The sequence below is a fragment of the Sulfurimonas sp. genome, from assembly GCF_034005705.1.
Lineage (GTDB): Bacteria > Campylobacterota > Campylobacteria > Campylobacterales > Sulfurimonadaceae > Sulfurimonas.
The window spans coordinates 34,984-53,747 of the sequence record NZ_JAVEUF010000005.1; the positions used below are offsets into that span (position 1 = coordinate 34,984).

The 18,764-nt window shown below is 41.3% G+C and carries 18 protein-coding genes, 4 tRNA genes and 1 other RNA gene; 12 read left to right on the top strand and 11 right to left on the bottom strand.

Annotation, left to right across the window (positions count from 1 at the left end; genetic code table 11):
- Window positions 1-5: 5 nt before the first annotated feature.
- The 3 genes from truC to RBR61_RS03875 are packed head-to-tail and all read left to right on the top strand — an operon-like array spanning window position 6 to window position 1,833.
- Entirely contained in the window at window positions 6-722 is a 717-nt protein-coding gene (truC, locus tag RBR61_RS03865) for a tRNA pseudouridine(65) synthase TruC (protein ID WP_320342220.1), read from the top strand.
- A gap of 33 nt (window positions 723-755) precedes the next feature.
- Window positions 756-1,199 (top strand): hypothetical protein, encoded by a 444-nt coding sequence (locus RBR61_RS03870; RefSeq protein WP_320342221.1) that lies wholly within the window; start codon window positions 756-758, stop codon window positions 1,197-1,199.
- Between the two features lie 19 nt (window positions 1,200-1,218).
- On the top strand, window positions 1,219-1,833 hold the full coding sequence (locus RBR61_RS03875; protein ID WP_320342223.1) for an arylesterase: 615 nt from the start codon (window positions 1,219-1,221) through the stop codon (window positions 1,831-1,833).
- 9 nt (window positions 1,834-1,842) lie between these two features.
- Here the strand turns inward: RBR61_RS03875 and RBR61_RS03880 are convergent, their stop codons facing one another.
- The 4 genes from RBR61_RS03880 to RBR61_RS03895 all read right to left on the bottom strand — a co-directional run bounded on the left by RBR61_RS03880 (window position 1,843) and on the right by RBR61_RS03895 (window position 3,536).
- Complete coding sequence (locus tag RBR61_RS03880) at window positions 1,843-2,268, bottom strand: type II secretion system protein (protein WP_320342224.1); 426 nt, start codon at window positions 2,266-2,268, stop codon at window positions 1,843-1,845.
- A complete protein-coding gene (locus RBR61_RS03885) occupies window positions 2,265-3,281 on the bottom strand; it encodes a GGDEF domain-containing protein (protein ID WP_320342226.1) in 1,017 nt (338 codons plus the stop codon). The genes RBR61_RS03880 and RBR61_RS03885 overlap by 4 nt, the downstream gene beginning before the upstream one ends.
- Before the next feature lie 93 nt (window positions 3,282-3,374).
- A tRNA-Asn gene (locus tag RBR61_RS03890) sits at window positions 3,375-3,449 on the bottom strand.
- A 10-nt stretch (window positions 3,450-3,459) separates the two neighbouring features.
- Window positions 3,460-3,536: transfer RNA gene (locus RBR61_RS03895), tRNA-Met, on the bottom strand.
- Between the two features lie 229 nt (window positions 3,537-3,765).
- On the opposite strand from RBR61_RS03895, the gene groES reads away from it, so the two are divergent.
- On the top strand, window positions 3,766-4,029 hold the full coding sequence (groES, locus tag RBR61_RS03900; RefSeq protein ID WP_320342227.1) for a co-chaperone GroES: 264 nt from the start codon (window positions 3,766-3,768) through the stop codon (window positions 4,027-4,029).
- Between the two features lie 20 nt (window positions 4,030-4,049).
- On the top strand, window positions 4,050-5,678 hold the full coding sequence (gene groL / locus RBR61_RS03905; RefSeq protein ID WP_320342228.1) for a chaperonin GroEL: 1,629 nt from the start codon (window positions 4,050-4,052) through the stop codon (window positions 5,676-5,678).
- A 79-nt stretch (window positions 5,679-5,757) separates the two neighbouring features.
- Here the strand turns inward: groL and RBR61_RS03910 are convergent, their stop codons facing one another.
- Complete coding sequence (locus tag RBR61_RS03910) at window positions 5,758-6,108, bottom strand: DUF3147 family protein (protein ID WP_320342229.1); 351 nt, start codon at window positions 6,106-6,108, stop codon at window positions 5,758-5,760.
- Between the two features lie 110 nt (window positions 6,109-6,218).
- Window positions 6,219-6,596: a transfer-messenger RNA gene (gene ssrA, locus RBR61_RS03915) on the bottom strand.
- A gap of 126 nt (window positions 6,597-6,722) precedes the next feature.
- On the opposite strand from ssrA, the gene RBR61_RS03920 reads away from it, so the two are divergent.
- The 6 genes from RBR61_RS03920 to RBR61_RS03945 all read left to right on the top strand — a co-directional run bounded on the left by RBR61_RS03920 (window position 6,723) and on the right by RBR61_RS03945 (window position 14,127).
- Window positions 6,723-7,133 carry a FixH family protein gene (locus RBR61_RS03920; protein WP_320342230.1) on the top strand — a complete coding sequence of 137 codons (411 nt, stop codon included), beginning with the start codon at window positions 6,723-6,725 and terminating at the stop codon, window positions 7,131-7,133.
- A gap of 9 nt (window positions 7,134-7,142) precedes the next feature.
- Window positions 7,143-8,318, top strand: a complete 1,176-nt coding sequence (locus RBR61_RS03925) for a TolC family protein (RefSeq protein WP_320342231.1) — start codon at window positions 7,143-7,145, stop codon at window positions 8,316-8,318.
- Window positions 8,315-9,280 carry an efflux RND transporter periplasmic adaptor subunit gene (locus RBR61_RS03930; protein WP_320342232.1) on the top strand — a complete coding sequence of 322 codons (966 nt, stop codon included), beginning with the start codon at window positions 8,315-8,317 and terminating at the stop codon, window positions 9,278-9,280. Before RBR61_RS03925 ends, RBR61_RS03930 begins: the two co-directional genes overlap by 4 nt.
- A 4-nt stretch (window positions 9,281-9,284) precedes the next feature.
- Window positions 9,285-12,335, top strand: coding sequence for a CusA/CzcA family heavy metal efflux RND transporter (locus RBR61_RS03935; protein WP_320342233.1), 3,051 nt, complete (start codon window positions 9,285-9,287; stop codon window positions 12,333-12,335).
- 9 nt (window positions 12,336-12,344) lie between these two features.
- Window positions 12,345-13,004, top strand: coding sequence for a response regulator transcription factor (locus RBR61_RS03940; protein ID WP_320342234.1), 660 nt, complete (start codon window positions 12,345-12,347; stop codon window positions 13,002-13,004).
- 109 nt (window positions 13,005-13,113) lie between these two features.
- Window positions 13,114-14,127, top strand: a complete 1,014-nt coding sequence (locus RBR61_RS03945; RefSeq protein WP_320342235.1) for a HAMP domain-containing sensor histidine kinase — start codon at window positions 13,114-13,116, stop codon at window positions 14,125-14,127.
- A 9-nt stretch (window positions 14,128-14,136) separates the two neighbouring features.
- On the opposite strand, the gene RBR61_RS03950 is transcribed toward RBR61_RS03945, so the two are convergent.
- The 5 genes from RBR61_RS03950 to mraY form a co-directional block, all read right to left on the bottom strand.
- Window positions 14,137-14,212, bottom strand: a tRNA-Phe gene (locus RBR61_RS03950).
- 20 nt (window positions 14,213-14,232) lie between these two features.
- Window positions 14,233-14,308: transfer RNA gene (locus RBR61_RS03955), tRNA-Phe, on the bottom strand.
- Window positions 14,309-14,354: 46 nt separating this feature from the next.
- On the bottom strand, window positions 14,355-14,927 hold the full coding sequence (locus RBR61_RS03960) for a phosphoribosylglycinamide formyltransferase (protein ID WP_320342236.1): 573 nt from the start codon (window positions 14,925-14,927) through the stop codon (window positions 14,355-14,357).
- A complete protein-coding gene (murD, locus tag RBR61_RS03965; protein WP_320342237.1) occupies window positions 14,927-16,126 on the bottom strand; it encodes a UDP-N-acetylmuramoyl-L-alanine--D-glutamate ligase in 1,200 nt (399 codons plus the stop codon). The genes RBR61_RS03960 and murD overlap by 1 nt, the downstream gene beginning before the upstream one ends.
- Window positions 16,126-17,187, bottom strand: coding sequence for a phospho-N-acetylmuramoyl-pentapeptide-transferase (gene mraY, locus RBR61_RS03970; protein ID WP_320342239.1), 1,062 nt, complete (start codon window positions 17,185-17,187; stop codon window positions 16,126-16,128). The genes murD and mraY overlap by 1 nt, the downstream gene beginning before the upstream one ends.
- A gap of 89 nt (window positions 17,188-17,276) precedes the next feature.
- On the opposite strand from mraY, the gene gpmI reads away from it, so the two are divergent.
- Window positions 17,277-18,752 carry a 2,3-bisphosphoglycerate-independent phosphoglycerate mutase gene (gpmI, locus tag RBR61_RS03975; RefSeq protein WP_320342240.1) on the top strand — a complete coding sequence of 492 codons (1,476 nt, stop codon included), beginning with the start codon at window positions 17,277-17,279 and terminating at the stop codon, window positions 18,750-18,752.
- Window positions 18,753-18,764: the final 12 nt, after the last annotated feature.

An 18,764-nucleotide genomic window follows, 5' to 3' on the forward strand; every position in this document is an offset into this window, starting at 1 on the left:
CCATATTGCTTGAGATCCTATACAGAGATGAGTATCTGGTGGCTATAAATAAGCCATCGGGCCTTTTAGTTCATCGCTCCCCCATTGACAGACACGAGACAGAGTTTGCAGTGCAGATACTTCGAGATCAGATAGGGCAGTTCGTCTACCCTGTTCACCGCTTGGATAAGCCGACATCAGGAGTTTTGCTTTTTGCGCTTGATAAAGAGAGCGCAAAGTTAATGGGCGAGCAGTTTATGTCAAGAGAGACAAAAAAGAGCTATCTTGCAGTTGTGCGCGGTTATGTAGATGAGAGCGGAGTTATAGAGCACGCTCTTAGCGTAAAGCTTGATAAGATCGCAGACAAAGAGAGCTCTGAGGATAAAGAGGCTCAAGATGCGACAACCTACTATAAGAGGCTTGCAATGGTTGAGGTTCCTTACAGTGTCGGAAAGTATGACAAGAGCAGATATTCCCTTGTGCAACTAGAGCCGCAAACAGGGCGAAAACATCAGCTTCGCCGTCATATGAAGCATATCTCTCACCATATCTTGGGCGATACAAAGTACGGAAGAGGGGAGCATAACAAGCTGATGCGCAGTGAGTTTAACTGCCACAGAATGCTTCTTCACGCAATAACACTACAAATAAAACATCCACACACCGGTGAGATGCTTATTATTAAAGCGCCTTTAGATGAGAGCTTTAACTCAATATGCAAGTTTTTCAATTGGCATCTTTGATATAATTGCAATTAATTTTAAATAGGAGCAACAATGGAAGCAGTCTATCCATATGCACATATAATCCACTTAGTTTTGGCGATCATATTTTTAGGCTATGTCTTTACCGACGTATTTATGATCTCTGCACTCAAAAACAAGTTCGGCAAAGAGACGGATGAGAAGATCAACCAGACTCTAGGCGCTAAAAGCTTCAAGATTTTCCCCATATCACTGCTTATTATAGTTTTGACGGGCGGCATGATGATGTCAAGATACATCAACTCAAATGCAGGCTTTTTTGAGACTGATCTGCAAAAACTGCTAGTTATTAAAATTGTTCTGGCACTTATCATCGCAAGCGGCGTGCTGTTTAATCTTTTTACAAAATTTACCGGTCGCAAAAAACCTCACTTTATGCAGGAACATTTTCACAAAGTTGTTCTTGTCTTAGGCTTTTTCATAGTAGTTTTGGCAAAGATGATGTTTAGCGCATAACTATTTTACGGACAGTTAAATGAATAAGATAAAAGTTATAACTGTTCTCCTTGGCGCAATTATGCTATTTACAATAATTACAAAAGAGAGAGACTCAGGCTCCTCACAAATCGAGCTACAGAGTGATGCGACGATACTTGCCTTTGGTGACAGTATCACTTACGGCTTCGGTGTTGCAGAGGAAGAGAGTTACCCCGCACAGCTTCAAAAAAGAGTAGGCGTTCGTGTCATAAACGGCGGCGTCTCAGGTGAAGAGTCATCTGAGGGGTTAGAGCGCCTTCCCAAACTTTTGGAACAGAAACCGGACTTGGTAATACTCTGCCACGGCGGAAATGATATTATCCGCAAGCGTTCAGATGAGAAGTTAAAAGCAAACCTCACCCAGATGATAGATACCATAAAGGCAAGCGGAGCAAAGGTTCTGCTTGTCGGAGTTCCAAACTTCGGTATTTTGGGATTTAATACACACTCCATATACGCTGAGGTCGCTAAAGAGACAGGGGTCTTTTTTGAAGAGGATGTCCTATCAAAAGTATTATCGAAAAATGAGCTTAAGATCGACTATATTCACCCTAATGCAAAAGGGTACAAGATCATTGTAGATGCAGTTGTGAAATATTTGAAAATTATTTAAGAACTTATTTTATTCTATATAGACATCGTCTGTTTGATTGTATAACCGAAAATCAGGGCTGCTCGTTTTATTGCCGTCTCTGCAGTGAACTTCGTAATTTTTCCCAAATGTATAACTGACAAAAATACCGTTACCCATAGTATTGCAGTTAATAAGCGTCGGCGTTAAAGTATAGTTTGGAATAAAATCAATATATTTATCTAAGTCAGCATTATAATCTGCAAAAGTGATGCTTCCGCCGCGGCCGTTTTCTATTGATTTAAACCAAATAGCAGGACCTACTGACCTATTAAGTGTTCCGACAAAAGATGTTAACTGAGCCTCTTTTGCAAGTTTTGCCATATCGCCCATTTTTACTATTACAACACTAGACAAGATGCCTAAAATTATGATGACAAATATTAACTCAATTAGGTTAAAAGCGGCTCTTTTCATGAGATGTATCCCAGTTTGATGGCAGAAAAGTTTTCCATATTCTCTTTAGCTTCTTCCAGAATCAAACAAGGGCCGTCATCATCGCATGAAGCAATGCCTATGGAGAGTTGAAGTTCGATACTACTTTTAGAGAGTTTTTCTTGCAGCTCTTTTTGCAATCTGAGTGAAATTTTTTGTATGTTTACCAATGACGCATCAGGTGCGATTGAGGCAAAACAACTACCATCAATTCTACATACGGTGTCGCTGTGTCTGAATATGTGGCTAAAAAGAGTGCTGAGTTCCTTTAGAGACTTTTCAAAATCTGCTCTATTCAATGACTTTTTTAATTCGTCATAGTTCTCTATAGAGAGCAGAAGAAGCGAGAGCGGCTTGTTGTGGCGTATTGCCAGTTCTTTGGAGTTTTGAAGGACGCTGTCAAAATATTTTTTGTTGTATAGTCCAGTTACATGGTCATATATAGTATGTTTGAAAAATTGCAATCTAATATATGTTCGCACAAAAAATATGAGGATAATAACCAAAAGCATGGTAAGAACAAGAGAGATATAGAGCTTGTTTAAAGCCGTATCAGCTTTATAGGATGCCATCTCTTCGAGGAGCTTGGAAAATGCGGTGATTTCCATAGAAACCATATATACAGCAGCTCCTGTTTCAGTACCATTTTGGATAGTTGCTTCTAATTTTTCATGAGCATTTTTTAGCAAAGAAAATGCTTTTTCGGCACCAAACAACTCTACATACTCTTTATTGGGCAGAAATTCTATAAACTTTTGTTCAATCAAACCAAGTGATAACGCTATGCTGTTTGCAAGGATCTCTTTTTTATGCGGGTCATTTTCAGTTGAGAGAGTGTGAAGAGCACTACTTAGCAAAACAAGATTGTTCATTGTTGATGCATCGTTTTTCATGCTATCAAACGACTCTTTTGCAAAATAGTAATTAAACGGAATAAGAACTACGATGAGATACAGCAAGAGCGTTATTCTAATAACAGACCAATCTCTCTTCATTGAAAGCCTTTATGCAACATATTACTAATCGTACAGCTATAAAGATTAAAAACTATTTAATGGATGAATTAGGGGGGGGATTTATTAAAGAAGTGGCTCCGGATACTGGATTCGAACCAGTGACCAAGTGATTAACAGTCACCTACTCTACCGCTGAGCTAATCCGGAATCTTAAAAATGGTGTCAAAGGCGAGACTTGAACTCGCGACCCCCGGCTTATGAGACCAGTGCTCTAACCAGCTGAGCTACCCTGACATCTTTTAAGAGGCAGAATTATACTTCTTTAAAACTTTAAATAAGCTAAGAAGAGAAAAATTCAAGAATATTAATAATTTATATAATTAAATATAAAACTAATAGTTTGTATCAAGATGTCTGCCCACTAGGTATAAAGATAGTTTAGTCTTATAGACTAAGAGTCTTGACTTTGTTACAATTTTGGGGTACTATTTCGCTCGTAAAACATATTATTTAAGGAGTTTAAATGAATTTTCAACCATTAGGCAAAAGAGTCCTAGTAAAAAGAGTAGAAGAGGCAAATACTACGAGCAGTGGTATTATTATTCCTGATAATGCACAAGAGAAGCCTTCAAAAGGTGAAGTGGTCGCTGTTAGCTCCGAAGTAAGCGAAGTTAAGTGTGGGGACTTGGTCGTTTTTGGAAAGTTTTCCGGTAGTGAGATTTCGCTTGATGGCGAGAAGTTTCTGGTAATGGAAACTGAAGATATTTTTGGAATCATAAAAAAATAAACTAAGATAAGGAATACAAAATGGCAAAAGAGATAATTTTTTCAGACAATGCAAGAAATGCGCTGGCACGCGGTGTTGCGAAACTAACAGATGCGGTAAAGGTTACAATGGGCCCTCGCGGACGTAACGTACTTATCCAAAAGAGTTACGGCAATCCTGTGATCACAAAAGACGGTGTTTCTGTTGCAAGAGAGATAGAGCTAAAAGATAAACTAGAAAATATGGGTGCTACGCTTGTAAAAGATGTTGCTTCAAAAACTGCCGATGAGGCGGGAGACGGAACAACGACTGCGACCGTTTTGGCAAATGCTATCTTCTCTGAGGGTCTTAGAAATATCACGGCGGGTGCGAATCCTATCGAAGTAAAACGCGGTATGGACAAGGCTTGCGAAGCTATTTTGGCAAACCTGAAAGCATCTAGCAAAGTTGTAAACGGTAAAAAAGATATTGCTCAGGTTGCTACCATCTCTGCAAACTCTGATGAGCAGATCGGAAATATGATCGCTGAAGCTATGGAAAAAGTAGGTCAAGACGGTGTTATTACAGTTGAAGAGGCTAAAGGTATCGTCGATGAGCTTGATGTTGTCGAGGGTATGCAGTTTGACCGCGGATTCTTGAGCCCTTACTTCATCACAAATACCGAAAAGATGACGGCTGAGATCGAAAATCCTTGGATTTTACTGGCTGACAGCAAGATTACTTCACTAAAAGATCTTCTGCCTGTTTTAGAGCAGGTTCAAAAGACTTCACGCCCACTTCTTATAATCGCAGAAGATGTAGAGGGTGAAGCACTCTCAACACTGGTCGTAAATAAACTTCGCGGTGTTTTAAATATCTCTGCTGTTAAAGCTCCGGGCTTTGGCGACAGAAGAAAAGCGATGCTTCAAGATATAGCGGTACTTACTGCAGGAACAGTTATCTCAGAAGAGACGGGTCACACTCTTAGCGGGGCTACTTTAGAGCACCTAGGACAAGCTTCCCGTGTCGTGATCGACAAAGACAACACTGTTATAGTAAACGGTGCCGGAAAAGCTGAGAACGTACAAAAAAGAATCGCTGAGATCAAAGTTCAGATAGATGCGACTTCAAGCGAGTACGACAAAGAGAAGCTTCAAGAGCGTTTGGCAAAACTAAGCGGCGGTGTTGCGGTCATTAAGGTCGGAGCGGCAAGCGAGACTGAGATGAAAGAGAAGAAAGATCGTGTTGACGATGCGCTTTCAGCTACCAAAGCGGCTGTTGAAGAGGGTATAGTCATCGGCGGCGGAGCTGCCCTTGTACGCGCTGCTTCAAAAGTAAAACTTGACCTTGAGGGTGATCAGAAGATCGGCTGCGAGATAATACTTCGCGCTATCAAAGCTCCTCTAAAGCAGATCGCAACAAATGCAGGTTATGATGCAGGCGTTGTGGTAAATGCCGTTGAGAGCGCTACAAGCGAAAATATAGGATTTAACGCTGCAACAGGCGAGTATGTGGATATGTTTGAAGCGGGTATCATCGACCCTCTAAAAGTAGGGCGTGTAGCACTGACAAACGCTACATCAATTTCAAGCCTTCTTTTAACAACAGAAGCGGCAATCTATGAACTGCCTGAAGAAAAACCTGAAATGCCTGATATGGGCGGCATGGGCGGTATGCCAGGTATGATGTAACGCATCATACGAAGTAACAACTACTTCTTTCTCCTTCTATTCTCCTCCATTCTCGGAGGAGAAGAAGCCTCATTTTTTATTATGCTCTGAGTCCTGATTTTTCAAGCAAGAAAATAACGCTATAGTAAGCAAATATTGTCAAAATTATCGATATGAACATGCTTATGTAAAAGCCCATCCCTTTTTCTATTAATATAGGAAAGGCTATGAACAGTGTCATTGAAGGTGCTATGAGCCAGACGATGTTTTTTGAGAACTCCACTGCTTTTAGGCTGTTATTCGTGTCTATGTACATCCATGTCATGGCAAGTATGGAGACAAGAGGAATGGCCGCAAGTATTGCTCCTGCTAGAGAGCTTCTTTTTCCTATCTCGGATATCAAGACTATCAGAAGCGTAGTGATAATGAGTTTTGTAATATAGTAGACCAAGCAGGGCTCCTTGTGGAATTTGTAAATAAAAGCTGAAGTCTAGCATTGAGCTGCTTTAAGAGATTTTATTTTTATTATATGATTTTTTATTTGAGAAATAATTTGTGAAATGGTGGAGCTGTGGAGGATCGAACTCCAGTCCGAAACCACGCTACTCCTAACGTCTACATGTTTAGTAAAGTCGTTTAAGTTTAATCTTGCTTCACACAACTTGCAAAGCTACGCAAGACGAGCCTCTAGGGTTCATTTTACGTTCGAGGCGTACATAAAATATATCTACATAAAGGTGATACTTCGAACCCTGTCTATCTAGAGTCAACAGGTGAAGCAGCCCGACCTCTTAAAGAGGGGGTAAAACTTATGCTACTGCGTAAGCTGGGCGATAATTTGTGTTGTTTGCGTTTAAGCAAGTTGAGCCGCGTAACGGAAGTGCTCAGTCCGACATGCAATTAGAAGCTACTTGATCCCGTCGAAACCAGGTCAGCCCCATGAGTAGAATTGTAACATAAATATTGTAAATAAAAAGTAAAAGAATTTCAAAAAACAGTTCAATCTCTACACGATCACTACACGTTAAAAACTATATACTCTAAAATAAAAACAGGAGTATTAAAATGAAAAAGATTTTTTCATCAATGGCGGTTTTAGCGACCCTCTCTTTTGCAGGCGGATTTATGTATATGGGCATGAGCGGTGATCTTCACGTGATGCTATCAAGCGATAGAGTCCTAAGCGAAGGGCACAACAGAATTAAAGTTGAACTAAACAGAGGCATGCACGGCGGCAAAGTTGTCGATGCAAAGGATGTGAGAGTAAAGTTTTTTATGCCCGAGATGCCCGGAATGCCTTATATGGAGTCAAAAGATATCTGCAAAAAAACAGAGAACTATTTTGAGTGTAACGTCAATTTCGGCATGGGCGGAACATGGCAGTATCAGGTTTTTATAAAAGATGAGAAAGGCAAGGATTATAAACACAAAGGGAGTGTAAATCTGGGTCAAGCTTCATCAATGCACGGTCACTAGGAGTTTGTCATGAAGATGCTAGCTATTTTTGTGATCCCTTTTGTATGCTTTGGTGCTGAGTTTGGAGAAGTATTTGAAAAAGCTGCTCTAAATTCGCCTATTTTGCGTGCAAAACATGAGAAGATTTTAGCATCGCATGAGGCCATAAATGGCGAAGCGGTATATAAAAATCCGGTCCTCTCCATAGGTGTAAATGATCTGCTTTTAAACGAGAACTTTTTAAAAAGAGACATTGAGCCTATGCAGACGAATTTTATAGGGATCACCCAAGAGTTTGAAACATTCGGCAAACTTGATCTCAAAGAGGCAATACTTCGAGTTGACACCCTTATACTAGAGTATGAACTGGAAGATTTGAAGCTTGAGCTATACAAAAAAACTGCACTCATTGTTGAGAAGATAACAACTTTTTCAAATCTTTTAGAGCTTTTAGAGAGAAAAAAAGCAAACTTGGAGATACTCTTAGAGTATTATGAAAAGAGCATAAGCGTTGAGAGCGGCTTTAGAAAAAACGTCGAAATTCAAAAAAAGATATTTGCCGTTGAGGATAAAACTCTGGAACTTCAAGAGAGTCTCCAAAGAGCAAAAAATGAGTTTAAATATCTTACAAACCAAGAGTTTATCCCGATGTCAGCAGCTCGCATCGGCGAAGAGTTTATGGAAGAAGATATAAAAAAAGCACCGAAATATAAAATTTTTGAGCTGCGAAGCAGAGAGTTGGAGATCGCCGCAAAGCTTGAAGAGAGAAAAAAATACTCGAACATAAGCCTATCTCTAAGCTACAACCACCGCCAAAATTTTGAAGACTATCTATCTGTAGCTACATCCTTTGCTCTGCCGATCTACGGCAGTGAAGATGCAAAAGCAAAAAAAACGCGCTACTTAAAACAAGAGAGCATCCAAAACGCACAAAACTATCTGCAAAATGCAACTATGATCTTTCAAAATAACTATAAAAAAGCAGACTATTTCACTAAAAGAGTTGAGAATCTTGATGCTATTTTAGAGAAATACAGAGCGCTCGGCAGTTATGAGAAATCCAACATAAGAAATAGCGTCACACTTGAGAGAAGCATAGATGATGAGAATCTGCTTTTTGATCTGGAGATAGAGAGATTAAAATACAAACTAGAGATAAAAGCGGCTCAGTTAGAGCTTTTTTATATCACGAAAGAGAGTATATGATGAAAACGCTACTTTTAGTTCTTTTGAGTTTTGCCTTTGTGGAGGCAAAAACGTTTGAACAAGCCTTTAATATCCAGAGTGTTAAACCAAAGATGCAGATACAAAAAATTACCAAAAGCTACTATGCAACAACCTCTTATGATGAAAAAAAGATATATGAGGTTGTGTTGCGCTTTGACGGCAATGTCGAAAACTTGGAAGCAAACGAGCTTTATAAGAGCGTTAAAAAGGGAGAGAGACTTTTTGACATCTACTCCAAAGAGATATATACCCTCAAAAAAGAGCTTGAGTCTACAAAGAATCTTATGCCTCTTAATGCAACAATACTGGAGAAGCTGAGTCTCTACGAACTGGACAAAAGAGCGATCGACTCTAAAGCCGCGGCAGTTCCCTACTACAGCAAATACAGCGGTAAGATCATTCAAAAAAATATTTATGAAGGCTCTTATGCCAAAGCTGGTTCCTCTCTTTTAAAGATAGTCGACGACTCTTCCATGTGGGTAATCGCTAAAGTGTATCAAAAAGATATAGAGTTTATAAGCGAGGGGATGCGCGCGGTTGTGGACGTAGAAGGCTTAAGTGAGCCGATAGTCGCAAAGGTGGGCAAGATCTATCCGAAAATAAACAAAGAGGATCTGACTTTTGATGTTAGGATAGATGTTAAAAATCCCAACTCTAAAATATTTCCCGATATGTTTGCAAAGGTGAGTTTTAGTAAAAATCTCAGCGCAGCACTCACACTTCCAAAAGATGCGGTAATAAGAAGAGGAGATAAGTTCTATGTCTTTACTAAAATTTCACAGAGCGAATATGAACCCAAAGAGATAGATGTGGAGTATATCGGCGGATACTATCGCATACTTTCAGGCATTAATGAGAGCAGCGAAGTGGCACAAAACGCACTATTTTTACTTGATAGCGATGCGGTGACAAACGGCTCATACATGAGCGAAGAGTGGTAGTGAGATGATTGAGAGAATCATAAGCTTTAGCGCAAAAAACATATTTTTAACTCTTATCGCCTCCGTAATCTTGACGGCTCTGAGTCTTTTTAGTCTTAAAAATATCTCGCTTGACGCGCTGCCTGATCTCTCGCCGCCTCAGGTTATCCTGCAGATCTCATACCCTGGGCAGTCTCCAAAGATCATAGAGGAGCAGGTCTCATACCCGCTTATAAGCTCTTTGATGTCGCTGCCGGGCATAGATACCGTAAGAGCCATGAGCAGTTTTCAAAACGGACTTGTCTACATAATTTTTAAAGATGATACGGATATATACGATGCCAGAAGCAGGATCTTAGAGCAGCTCTCCTCCATCTTGCCGACTCTGCCCTCAAATGCAAAAGTTAGCATGGGACCGGACGCTACCGGTGTGGGCTGGGCGTATCAATATATTTTAAAATCAGACAAACTAAATCTTGCCGAGCTGAGAGATTATCAGGATTACTACCTGAAATACGGACTTTTGGGTGTTGACGGCGTGAGCGAAGTAGCGGCTGTAGGCGGATTTGTAAAGAGCTATCAACTCCTTATCGATCAGGATAAGATGGTCAAATACAATGTCGGTATCGGCGAAATAACAGCTGCTCTTAAGAAGAACAATCAAGACAGGGGCGGCGGCGTGCTTTTGCAAAACGGATATGAAAATATCATTCAAGCCCGCGGATATGCCACAAGCGTAGAAGATATAGAAAATATAACCATCAAGGTAAACGGAGTAGTTCCTCTTAAACTCAGCGATATAGGCACTCTCTCTTTGTCTCCCACGCCAAGACGCGGAGTCGCGGAGTTTAACGGAGAGGGGGAGGTTGTCGGCGGTGTTGTTTTGGTACGCTACAAAGAGAACACCTACGAGGTGATTCAAAAAATAAAAGCCAAAATCGACTCCCTAAAGAGCGAAGATGTAGAGATAGTTACGGCGTATGACAGAACAAAACTTATAGACAGAGCTATAGATACTCTAAAAAGTACGCTGATCGAGGAGTCCATTATTGTTATCATCATCACGGCTCTGTTTCTTTTTCATTTTAGAAGCGCACTTGTCGTCGTGATAGTGCTCCCTTTGACGGTGCTGCTTAGTTTTTGGCTGATGACGCTCTTTGACATAGGCTCAAATATTATGAGTTTGGGAGGCATTGCCATTGCGATAGGCGCTATGGTGGACGCCTCCATCGTCATGATAGAGAACGCTCATAAGCATCTAAGTAAAAGTGAGGGTTCAAAAAGCAGAGTGGAGATCATTATCGACTCTTCAAAGCAGGTTGGGCGTCCTATCTTCTTTGCTCTTATGCTTATAGTCGTCTCCTTTTTGCCTATTTTCGCGCTGGAGGGGCAGGAAGCCAGACTCTTTTCGCCGCTTGCTTATACAAAAACGTTTGCTATGCTTATTGGTGCAATTCTCTCTATCACATTGGTACCTGTTTTGATGATACTTTTTATAAAAGGGGAGATTAAAAAAGAGGAGAGCAACCCCATAAACCGCTTTTTTACATTTTTATACACTCCCGTGCTGAAACTGTTTTTAAAACTGAAATATCTCATTATCATTTTCTCTTTGGCTGCGATGGCATATATCTACCCTCTTTACAACTCTCAAAAATGGGAGTTTATGCCGCAGCTTAACGAGCAGGACTTTATGTATATGCCCGTTACGCCATACGGTATCAGCATTGAGCTCGCATATGAGCTCTCTCATGAGACAAACAAGATCATAAAAAGCTTTCCAGAAGTAGATACCGTTTTTGCAAAAGCAGGGCGCGCAAACACGGCGACAGACCCGGCACCTCTTGCCATGATAGAGACCATCATCACATTTAAGGACGAATCTCTTTGGAGAGAGGGCATGACGTATGAGAGGCTTATGGCAGAGATGGAGCAAGCTCTTAAAGTTAAAGGGCTTATAAACTCATGGACATATCCGATACGAGGCAGGATTGATATGCTTTTGACGGGTATCCGCACGCCTTTGGGGATTAAACTTTACGGTGACGACAACAAGGTTTTGGAAGATGTTGCATCAAAGATAGAGCAGAGGCTAAAAACCACATCTCTCACGCTTAGCGTATCTGCCGACAAATCAAACAGCGGCTACTATCTCGATATAGAGATAAAACAAGATGCTCTCTCAAGATACTCTGTCTCAAAACAGGAGATACTCGACACCGTCTCGTTCGGTGTAGGTGGACTGGGTGTGAGCACCTTTATAGAGGGACTTAAGCGTCACCCGATCTCTGTGAGAGTGGATGCTGACCAAAGAGACGATATAGATAAGATCAAAGAGTTAAAGGTCAAAACAAAATCCGGTTTTTTGCCGCTTAGTATGTTTGCGGATATAAAATATACGGAGGGTGCAAGTGTTATAAAGAGCGAAAAGGGGATGAAGGTCTCTTTTGTCTACATCACGCCAAAGAGCGGTGTGAGCGTGGATGAGTATAAAAAAGAGGCGGCTGCTCTTCTTGAGGGTATAGAACTTCCTAATGGTTACTACTACGAGTTTGCGGGGCAGAGCGAGTATCTGGAATCTGCGAAAAAGAGACTCGGCTTTATCGTTCCCATAGTAATAATAAGCATCTTCGTACTTATCTATTTCGCACTTAGAGATGTTACAAATTCGCTTATCGTATTTTTGACTCTCCCTTTTGCTATCTTGGGAGGATTACTCTATATTGATTTTCTGGGGTTCAATCTCTCCGTCGCCGTGATCGTCGGCTTTTTGGCACTGCTGGGCATTGCGGCTGAGACGGCCATAGTCATGGTCATCTATCTTGATGAAGCTTTGCAGGAGAAGGGCATAGCACATGAAGAGGCTATCATCAGAGGCTCGGCAGGACGCCTAAGACCGAAGCTTATGACCGTTTTTGCCATTCTCGGCGGACTTGTGCCGATCATGTATATAGACGGAGTGGGAAGCGAAGTGATGCAACGCATCGCTGCACCGATGATAGGCGGCATAGTGACCTCGGCTATCCTGACGCTGCTTCTTATCCCTGTTTTATACTCTCTAAGGAAAAAAGTGTAAAATAAGCAGATGAATATTTTACTACTTGAAGATGATGTCATCCTATCGGAGATACTTTGTGAGCATTTGAGAGAAAAAGGGTACTCTGTGTCGTCTGTTTATGACGGTGAAGAGGCTTACGAGATGATGCTCAAACAACGCTATGACCTGATGCTTCTTGATGTAAATGTACCGTTTTTGAGCGGCTTTGAGCTCTTAAAACTCCTAAGAGAGCAGCATGTAAATATCCCTACTATCTTTATCACTTCGCTTGATTCTGCACATGACTTAAAAAAAGGTTTCGATCTTGGGTGCGACGACTATCTCAAAAAACCTTTTGAACTTTTAGAGCTTGACGCGAGAATAGAGCATCTTGCAAAGGTGCATAAATTAGAGAGCTCACAGATAAAAATCGACGAACAAAACTATCTTGACAAGGCGACTTACGAGCTTGTCAAAAGCGGTAACAGAGTAAAACTCTCTAAAAAAGATTTTGAGATAATAGAGTATTTTTTATCGCAAAAGGGGAGTGTCGTATCACATGCACAGCTTATCGCAAATATCTGGTTTGAGAGCGAAGTGCCGAGTGATGCGACGCTTAGAACATATATAAAAAATATCAGAGCACACCTTGGCAAGGATTTTATAACTACCATAAAAGGAGTCGGCTATCGAGTTAACATCCAGTGAAAAAAAGTCTTTTTGGGGCTTTTTAGGACTTTATCTTAGTTCATCGATCTTTCTTATTTTTTTTATAGCCGTCAGTTTTTACCGCTATGAGTCCTCTAACATTATCTCCATGAAAAAAGAGAAGATGCAAAATATAGCACTTAGCCTCTCTTCTGAGATCATCTCATCTTACATGCGCTCAGAGCCTCTGTATGTAAAAAACGTAGATGGGTATGAAGTAGCGCTTTACGATGAGCATCAGATGCCTATCTATGGTGAAGAGGCGGAAGATATTCTCTTTGAACAGGGCTTTTATAAAGACAAAAGATTTGATTATTTCGTAGACTTGAGTCCGCAGATGCACCACGGCGTTAAATATCTGGTACTTAAGAGCAAAAAAGAGGATCAAGAGACGCAAAAGCTGTTGCAAAGCATACTCTTTACGGCTATGTTTGCGGTTCTGCTCGTTGCTGTTGTAGGCTATTTTCTCTCAAAGATGTTTTTAAAGCCCATTCAAAATGAGAGAGTAAAGCTCGACAAGTTTATCAAAGACTCAACACATGAACTAAACACTCCGATAACGGCGATACTTATGAGTATTGAGCGGCTCAAAAAAGAGAAAATCGATGAGAAGATTTTAAAAAGAGTTGATATCAGTGCAAAAAGAGTCCAAAAGATCTACTCCGATTTGACATATCTGCTGCTAGAGAGTGAAAATCAGAATGTAAAGCAGATCAATCTAAGAGAGATCGTAGAGAACGAACTAACTCTATATGAAGACTTGGCGCTTAAAAAATCAATCTCTATCCATAAAGAGCTGAAGGATGCATTTTTTAGTATGGATGAGGTAAGTGCCCAGAGACTCTTTGGCAATCTGATCTCCAATGCCATCAAGTACAACAAGCACGGCGGCAAGATGGAGCTAAAGCTCACGGCAGAGGAGTTTAGCATCTCCAACAGCGGCACGGGCATAAAAAAAGAGCAGCAGAGCAGGATCTTTGAGAGGTTTTACAGAGCAAACGAGTACGAGGGCGGATTTGGCATAGGCTTAGACATCGTAAAGAGAGTTTGCAAAAGGTACAAGATAGAGATAGAAATAAATTCTACACAAAACGGTTTAACAAGAGTTATATTGAGGTTTTAAAAACAGAGGTGGTGGCCAATCTCGGAATCGAACCAAGGACACAGTGATTTTCAGTCACTTGCTCTACCGACTGAGCTAATTGGCCGTGAAGTTGTTTAAAAGAGGTGGTGGCCAATCTCGGAATCGAACCAAGGACACAGTGATTTTCAGTCACTTGCTCTACCGACTGAGCTAATTGGCCATCTTTTAAAGAGCGCAATTATATCTTTTAGGGACTGAAAGTAAACTTACAGAGTGCTTTCTTGAATGTTTTTGAAGAGTTCGACGATTGCTGTTTGTTCGAGTTTTTTTATCTTTGTCTCTAGCGAATCTACACTCTCATCTTCACTCAAAGCCACTCTTTTTTGTAAAAGTATCTCGCCCTCGTCATAGTTCTCGTTGACCATGTGAATAGTAACACCGCTCTCTTTTTCGCGGTTATTTATAACAGCTTCATGCACGTAGCGGCCGTACATCCCCTCTCCTCCATAATTTGGAAGAAGTGCGGGGTGGGAGTTTATTATTTTGAACTCTCTTGTCAGGTTGGCGGAGAGCTTTTTCATATAGCCTGAGAGGAAGACATATTCGCAGCCGTACTCTTTTAAAAGAAGCGCTATTTTTTCATCTGGGTCTGCATCTGTTTTTGAGTTTACGACAAAGTTGTCGATGGCAAAATCTGCGGCATTTTGTAAAACCAAAGCGTTTTGGTTGTTTGATATGACCAAGACTAGCTCAATGCCCAGCTCTTTTTTTATCACCGCTTCATAGAGTGCGTTAAAACCGCTTCCGTTGTGTGATGCAAGTACCGCCACTCTTATCATTAGAGCTCTTTTACTGCATTTTTAAAGACGTCGCCTCTATGCGCGTAGGAGGTAAATTCATCGAGACTTGCCGCAGCAGGAGAGAGCAGGGCTACTTCATCTTTTTTTAGATTTTTGTCTATCTTTTTTACGGCATCTGTTAAGTTTTCACAAAGAGTATAAGCAACGCTATATTTGCGTGCCAGATCTGAGAGCTTCTCTTTGTTTGAGCCTATATTGTAGATCTCAACATCACAGTTTTGAAGAAACTCAAAGAGTTCGCTAAGGTCAACTCCCTTGTCATCACCGCCTAAAATAAGGTGAATATGCTGATCCCTGTAGCGCTTAAGTGCGACTATGGCAGCATCAAGGTTTGTCGCCTTTGTATCGTTTACCCATAGACGGCCTCTGGAGTCTCTTAGCTCCTCTTGTCTGTGCGGATCGATGACAAAGGAGTTGATCTTTTCATAATCGATTTTGTCAAATAGTATCTTCTCTACCGCCATCGCCAAAAGCGCGTCCATCAAAAATGCACCTTTGAAATTGACTCTGTTTGCATCTATCTCAAAGCGTGATGCGAGATCGCTCTCATCTTTGTAGCTTATGATATGAGCCGCTGTTTTTACATCTTTATATACTTCGGGGATTATTGCGACCTCTCCCTCTTTCATCATTGTAACGGGCTTTAGCTTTGCCTGTATGTACTCATCTATGTTGCCGTGCCAGCTTAGATGGTCCGGTGTTATCGGAAGCAGGACGTAGATGTTCGGTACGGCTTGGTTCGTGTAGTGTGTGGTAAAGGAGCTGGTCTCAAGTATCCACAAACTCGCTTCAGAATCAAGTTCGCCAAGCGGGGTTCCGATATTGCCGCCCGCTACGGATCCTCTTTCCTGAAGCAGATGCTGCATCATCTGAGTCGTGGTGGTCTTGCCGTTTGTTCCGCTTATCCATACAGACAGAGGTGCGCTCTGGGCAAAAACATCATACTCGCTTATGAGGTTTTTTGCTCTTTGTATAAGCGGGTTTGACGGAGGGATTCCAGGGGATGTGATCTCCAAGTCGGAGTATTTTGGGTCGAACTCCGATGAGGGTTTTACTTTAAAACCGTTCTCGTCCGTAAATGGTTTTGTGCATTTGTCATCATAAAAGATCGCGTTAGGATATATCTTTGCCAGCGCTTTTGTGGTTTTGCCGTAACCAAAGAGAGATACTCGCAACATCAGCGGATCTTTAGCGAGATAAGGGCAATGATGTTTGAGAGGATAGCGATGATCCAAAACCTCACTATTATCTTATTCTCCGCCCACTGTTTCATCTCAAAATGGTGGTGGATCGGCGCCATCAAAAAGACTCTCTTTTTTCTGAGCTTGTAGCTTCCGACTTGTAAAATTACCGATAGTGTCTCAATAACAAATATCGAACCGATCAGAAGAAGTAAGATCTCGCTTTTTGAGATGATGGCAAGGTAGCCCAGAAATGCACCGATAGTTAGTGAGCCGCTGTCTCCCATAAAGACCTCTGCAGGGTGACAGTTATACCACAAGAAGCCGGTAAGCGCTCCGATCAGCGCACTTGAGACTATCGCGACTTCCCCGATATTTATGTTTGGCATAAGAAGGTATGAGCTGATGACCGCATTTCCCGTTATGTAGATGATTATACTAAAAGAGGTAAGAGCTACGATGGAAGGAACGGTGGCAAGTCCGTCAAGACCGTCCGTGAGGTTTACCGCGTTTGAAGTTGCTATCATGACTATAACCCAGAAGATAAGCGCAAATCCGCCCATGTCACATACAGGGTTTTTAATGAACGGCAGATAAAGATCGGTGTTGAAATCTGAAAAAAGATATAAAAATCCCGCTATAAAAAGAGCGGAGATTATCTGCAGAAGCAGTTTTGTTCTAGCTTTTAGACCCGCAAGGTTCTCACTTTTTTTGATCTTTGCATAGTCGTCTTTAAAGCCGATAAGAACGAATAAAAATAGAGTCGCAACAGCTCCTATGGCATAGGGATTGGAAAATTTTATGGTGATCAAAGATGCAACAATCGTTGAAAATATAAAGACGATCCCGCCCATGGTAGGTGTTTTTGCTTTGCCCTGATGACGCTCGGGTGCCCAGTTGTTAATAGGCTGAACGCTCGATGTTCTCTGTGCCCATCTTATAAAACGCGGAAGCAGAAAAAGCGTGAAAAAGAGAGCCAAAAAGAAAGATATTCCGGCACGAATTGTGATATATCCAAGCAGATTGATTTGAAAAATTTCTGAAAGCCAGTAAAGCAAAGTAAGTAGTCCTTATAAATAAAAAATGACATTATAGTATAATTGCATAAATTTTTTGTTAGAAGAAGAATTAGCACAAGGAGTCAGAATTGACAAAAAAAGCTGTTTTAGTCATCACGGACGGTATCGGTTATTGCTCAAAAACTGAGTATAACGCGTTTTACAACGCAACGAAACCTACGTATGACAAACTCTTTGAGAGCACTCCTCACTCGCTCATTGACACTTACGGATTAAGTGTCGGGCTTCCTGAAGGACAGATGGGAAACTCTGAAGTAGGGCATATGAGTATCGGGAGCGGAAGAGTTTTGTACCAAGACTTGGTAAAGATATCATTGGCATTAAGCGAGAACAGATTCAAAGAGAATAGTGAATTTAAAGATCTTTTAGAAAAATCAGACAGACTTCATCTTGTCGGACTTATGAGTGACGGGGGCGTTCACTCGCACATCGACCACTTTATGGGCATTGCCGATTTGGCGGCACGCGAGGGCAGAGAGGTCTTTTTGCACCTTATAACTGATGGCAGGGATGTCTCGCCTACATCTGCTAAAAAGTACCTACAGCAGGTGAGCAAGCATGTTAGTCAAAACATAAAAATAGCTACGATCTCGGGACGTTTTTACTCAATGGACAGGGATAACCGTTGGGATAGAGTCCAAAAAGGTTACGAAGCGATCGTAAATGCGACTCCAAAAAGCGGTATAAGCCCTGCAGAGTATATCGATGCCTCTTATGCAAAAGATGAGACCGATGAGTTTGTAGAGCCTGTAGCATTTAGCGGTTATGACGGTATGAGAGAGGGCGATGCAGTTTTAACTATAAACTTTAGAAGCGACCGTATGAGAGAGCTTGTAACTGCACTGGGAGATAAAACGTTTAACGGATTTGAGCGTGATTTTAAAAAGCTTCATATAGCGACCATTACGGAGTATGACAAGAGCTTTTCATACCCTGTGCTTTTTAGAAAAGAAGTTCCGAAAAACACTCTCTCAGAGGTTATTTCAAAAGCGGGTCTTAGACAGCTTCACACTGCAGAGACCGAAAAATATGCGCACGTGACATTCTTTTTTAACGGCGGGATTGATGAGCCGTATGAGAATGAGACAAGAATCTTGATACCCTCTCCAAACGTAAAGACTTACGATGAAAAGCCGCAGATGAGCGCACCTGAGGTCGGAGAAGTAGTACTAAAAGCTATGGATGATGAGTATGATTTTGTGGTCGTGAACTTTGCTAACGGCGACATGGTAGGACATACCGGAGATTTCGAAGCGGCAAAGATCGCGGTAAACGCCGTTGACACCGAGCTTGGAAAGATTTTGCAAAAAGCAAAAGAGAAAGATTACGCCGTTGTCATCACCTCAGATCATGGAAACTGTGAAGAGATGAGAGATAATGAGGGGCATATACTGACAAACCATACGGTCGGAAAAGTGTGGTGTTTTGTAGAAGCCGAGGGTGTAGCAAAAGTACAAAGCGGAGCCTTAAACAACATTGCGCCTACCGTTTTAAAGCTTATGGGTTTAGAGATCCCGTCCGAGATGGATCATAGTTTAGTATAAAAACTTAGGTCA

Coding starts and splice junctions, on each gene's coding strand:
- RBR61_RS03870 (WP_320342221.1), top strand. CDS start 756: ATGGAAGCAGTCTATCCATATGCACATATAATCCACTTAGTTTTGGCG.
- RBR61_RS03875 (WP_320342223.1), top strand. CDS start 1,219: ATGAATAAGATAAAAGTTATAACTGTTCTCCTTGGCGCAATTATGCTA.
- RBR61_RS03880 (WP_320342224.1), bottom strand. CDS start 2,268: ATGAAAAGAGCCGCTTTTAACCTAATTGAGTTAATATTTGTCATCATA.
- RBR61_RS03885 (WP_320342226.1), bottom strand. CDS start 3,281: ATGAAGAGAGATTGGTCTGTTATTAGAATAACGCTCTTGCTGTATCTC.
- groES (WP_320342227.1), top strand. CDS start 3,766: ATGAATTTTCAACCATTAGGCAAAAGAGTCCTAGTAAAAAGAGTAGAA.
- groL (WP_320342228.1), top strand. CDS start 4,050: ATGGCAAAAGAGATAATTTTTTCAGACAATGCAAGAAATGCGCTGGCA.
- RBR61_RS03920 (WP_320342230.1), top strand. CDS start 6,723: ATGAAAAAGATTTTTTCATCAATGGCGGTTTTAGCGACCCTCTCTTTT.
- RBR61_RS03925 (WP_320342231.1), top strand. CDS start 7,143: ATGAAGATGCTAGCTATTTTTGTGATCCCTTTTGTATGCTTTGGTGCT.
- RBR61_RS03930 (WP_320342232.1), top strand. CDS start 8,315: ATGATGAAAACGCTACTTTTAGTTCTTTTGAGTTTTGCCTTTGTGGAG.
- RBR61_RS03935 (WP_320342233.1), top strand. CDS start 9,285: ATGATTGAGAGAATCATAAGCTTTAGCGCAAAAAACATATTTTTAACT.
- RBR61_RS03940 (WP_320342234.1), top strand. CDS start 12,345: ATGAATATTTTACTACTTGAAGATGATGTCATCCTATCGGAGATACTT.
- RBR61_RS03945 (WP_320342235.1), top strand. CDS start 13,114: ATGAAAAAAGAGAAGATGCAAAATATAGCACTTAGCCTCTCTTCTGAG.
- RBR61_RS03960 (WP_320342236.1), bottom strand. CDS start 14,927: ATGATAAGAGTGGCGGTACTTGCATCACACAACGGAAGCGGTTTTAAC.
- murD (WP_320342237.1), bottom strand. CDS start 16,126: ATGTTGCGAGTATCTCTCTTTGGTTACGGCAAAACCACAAAAGCGCTG.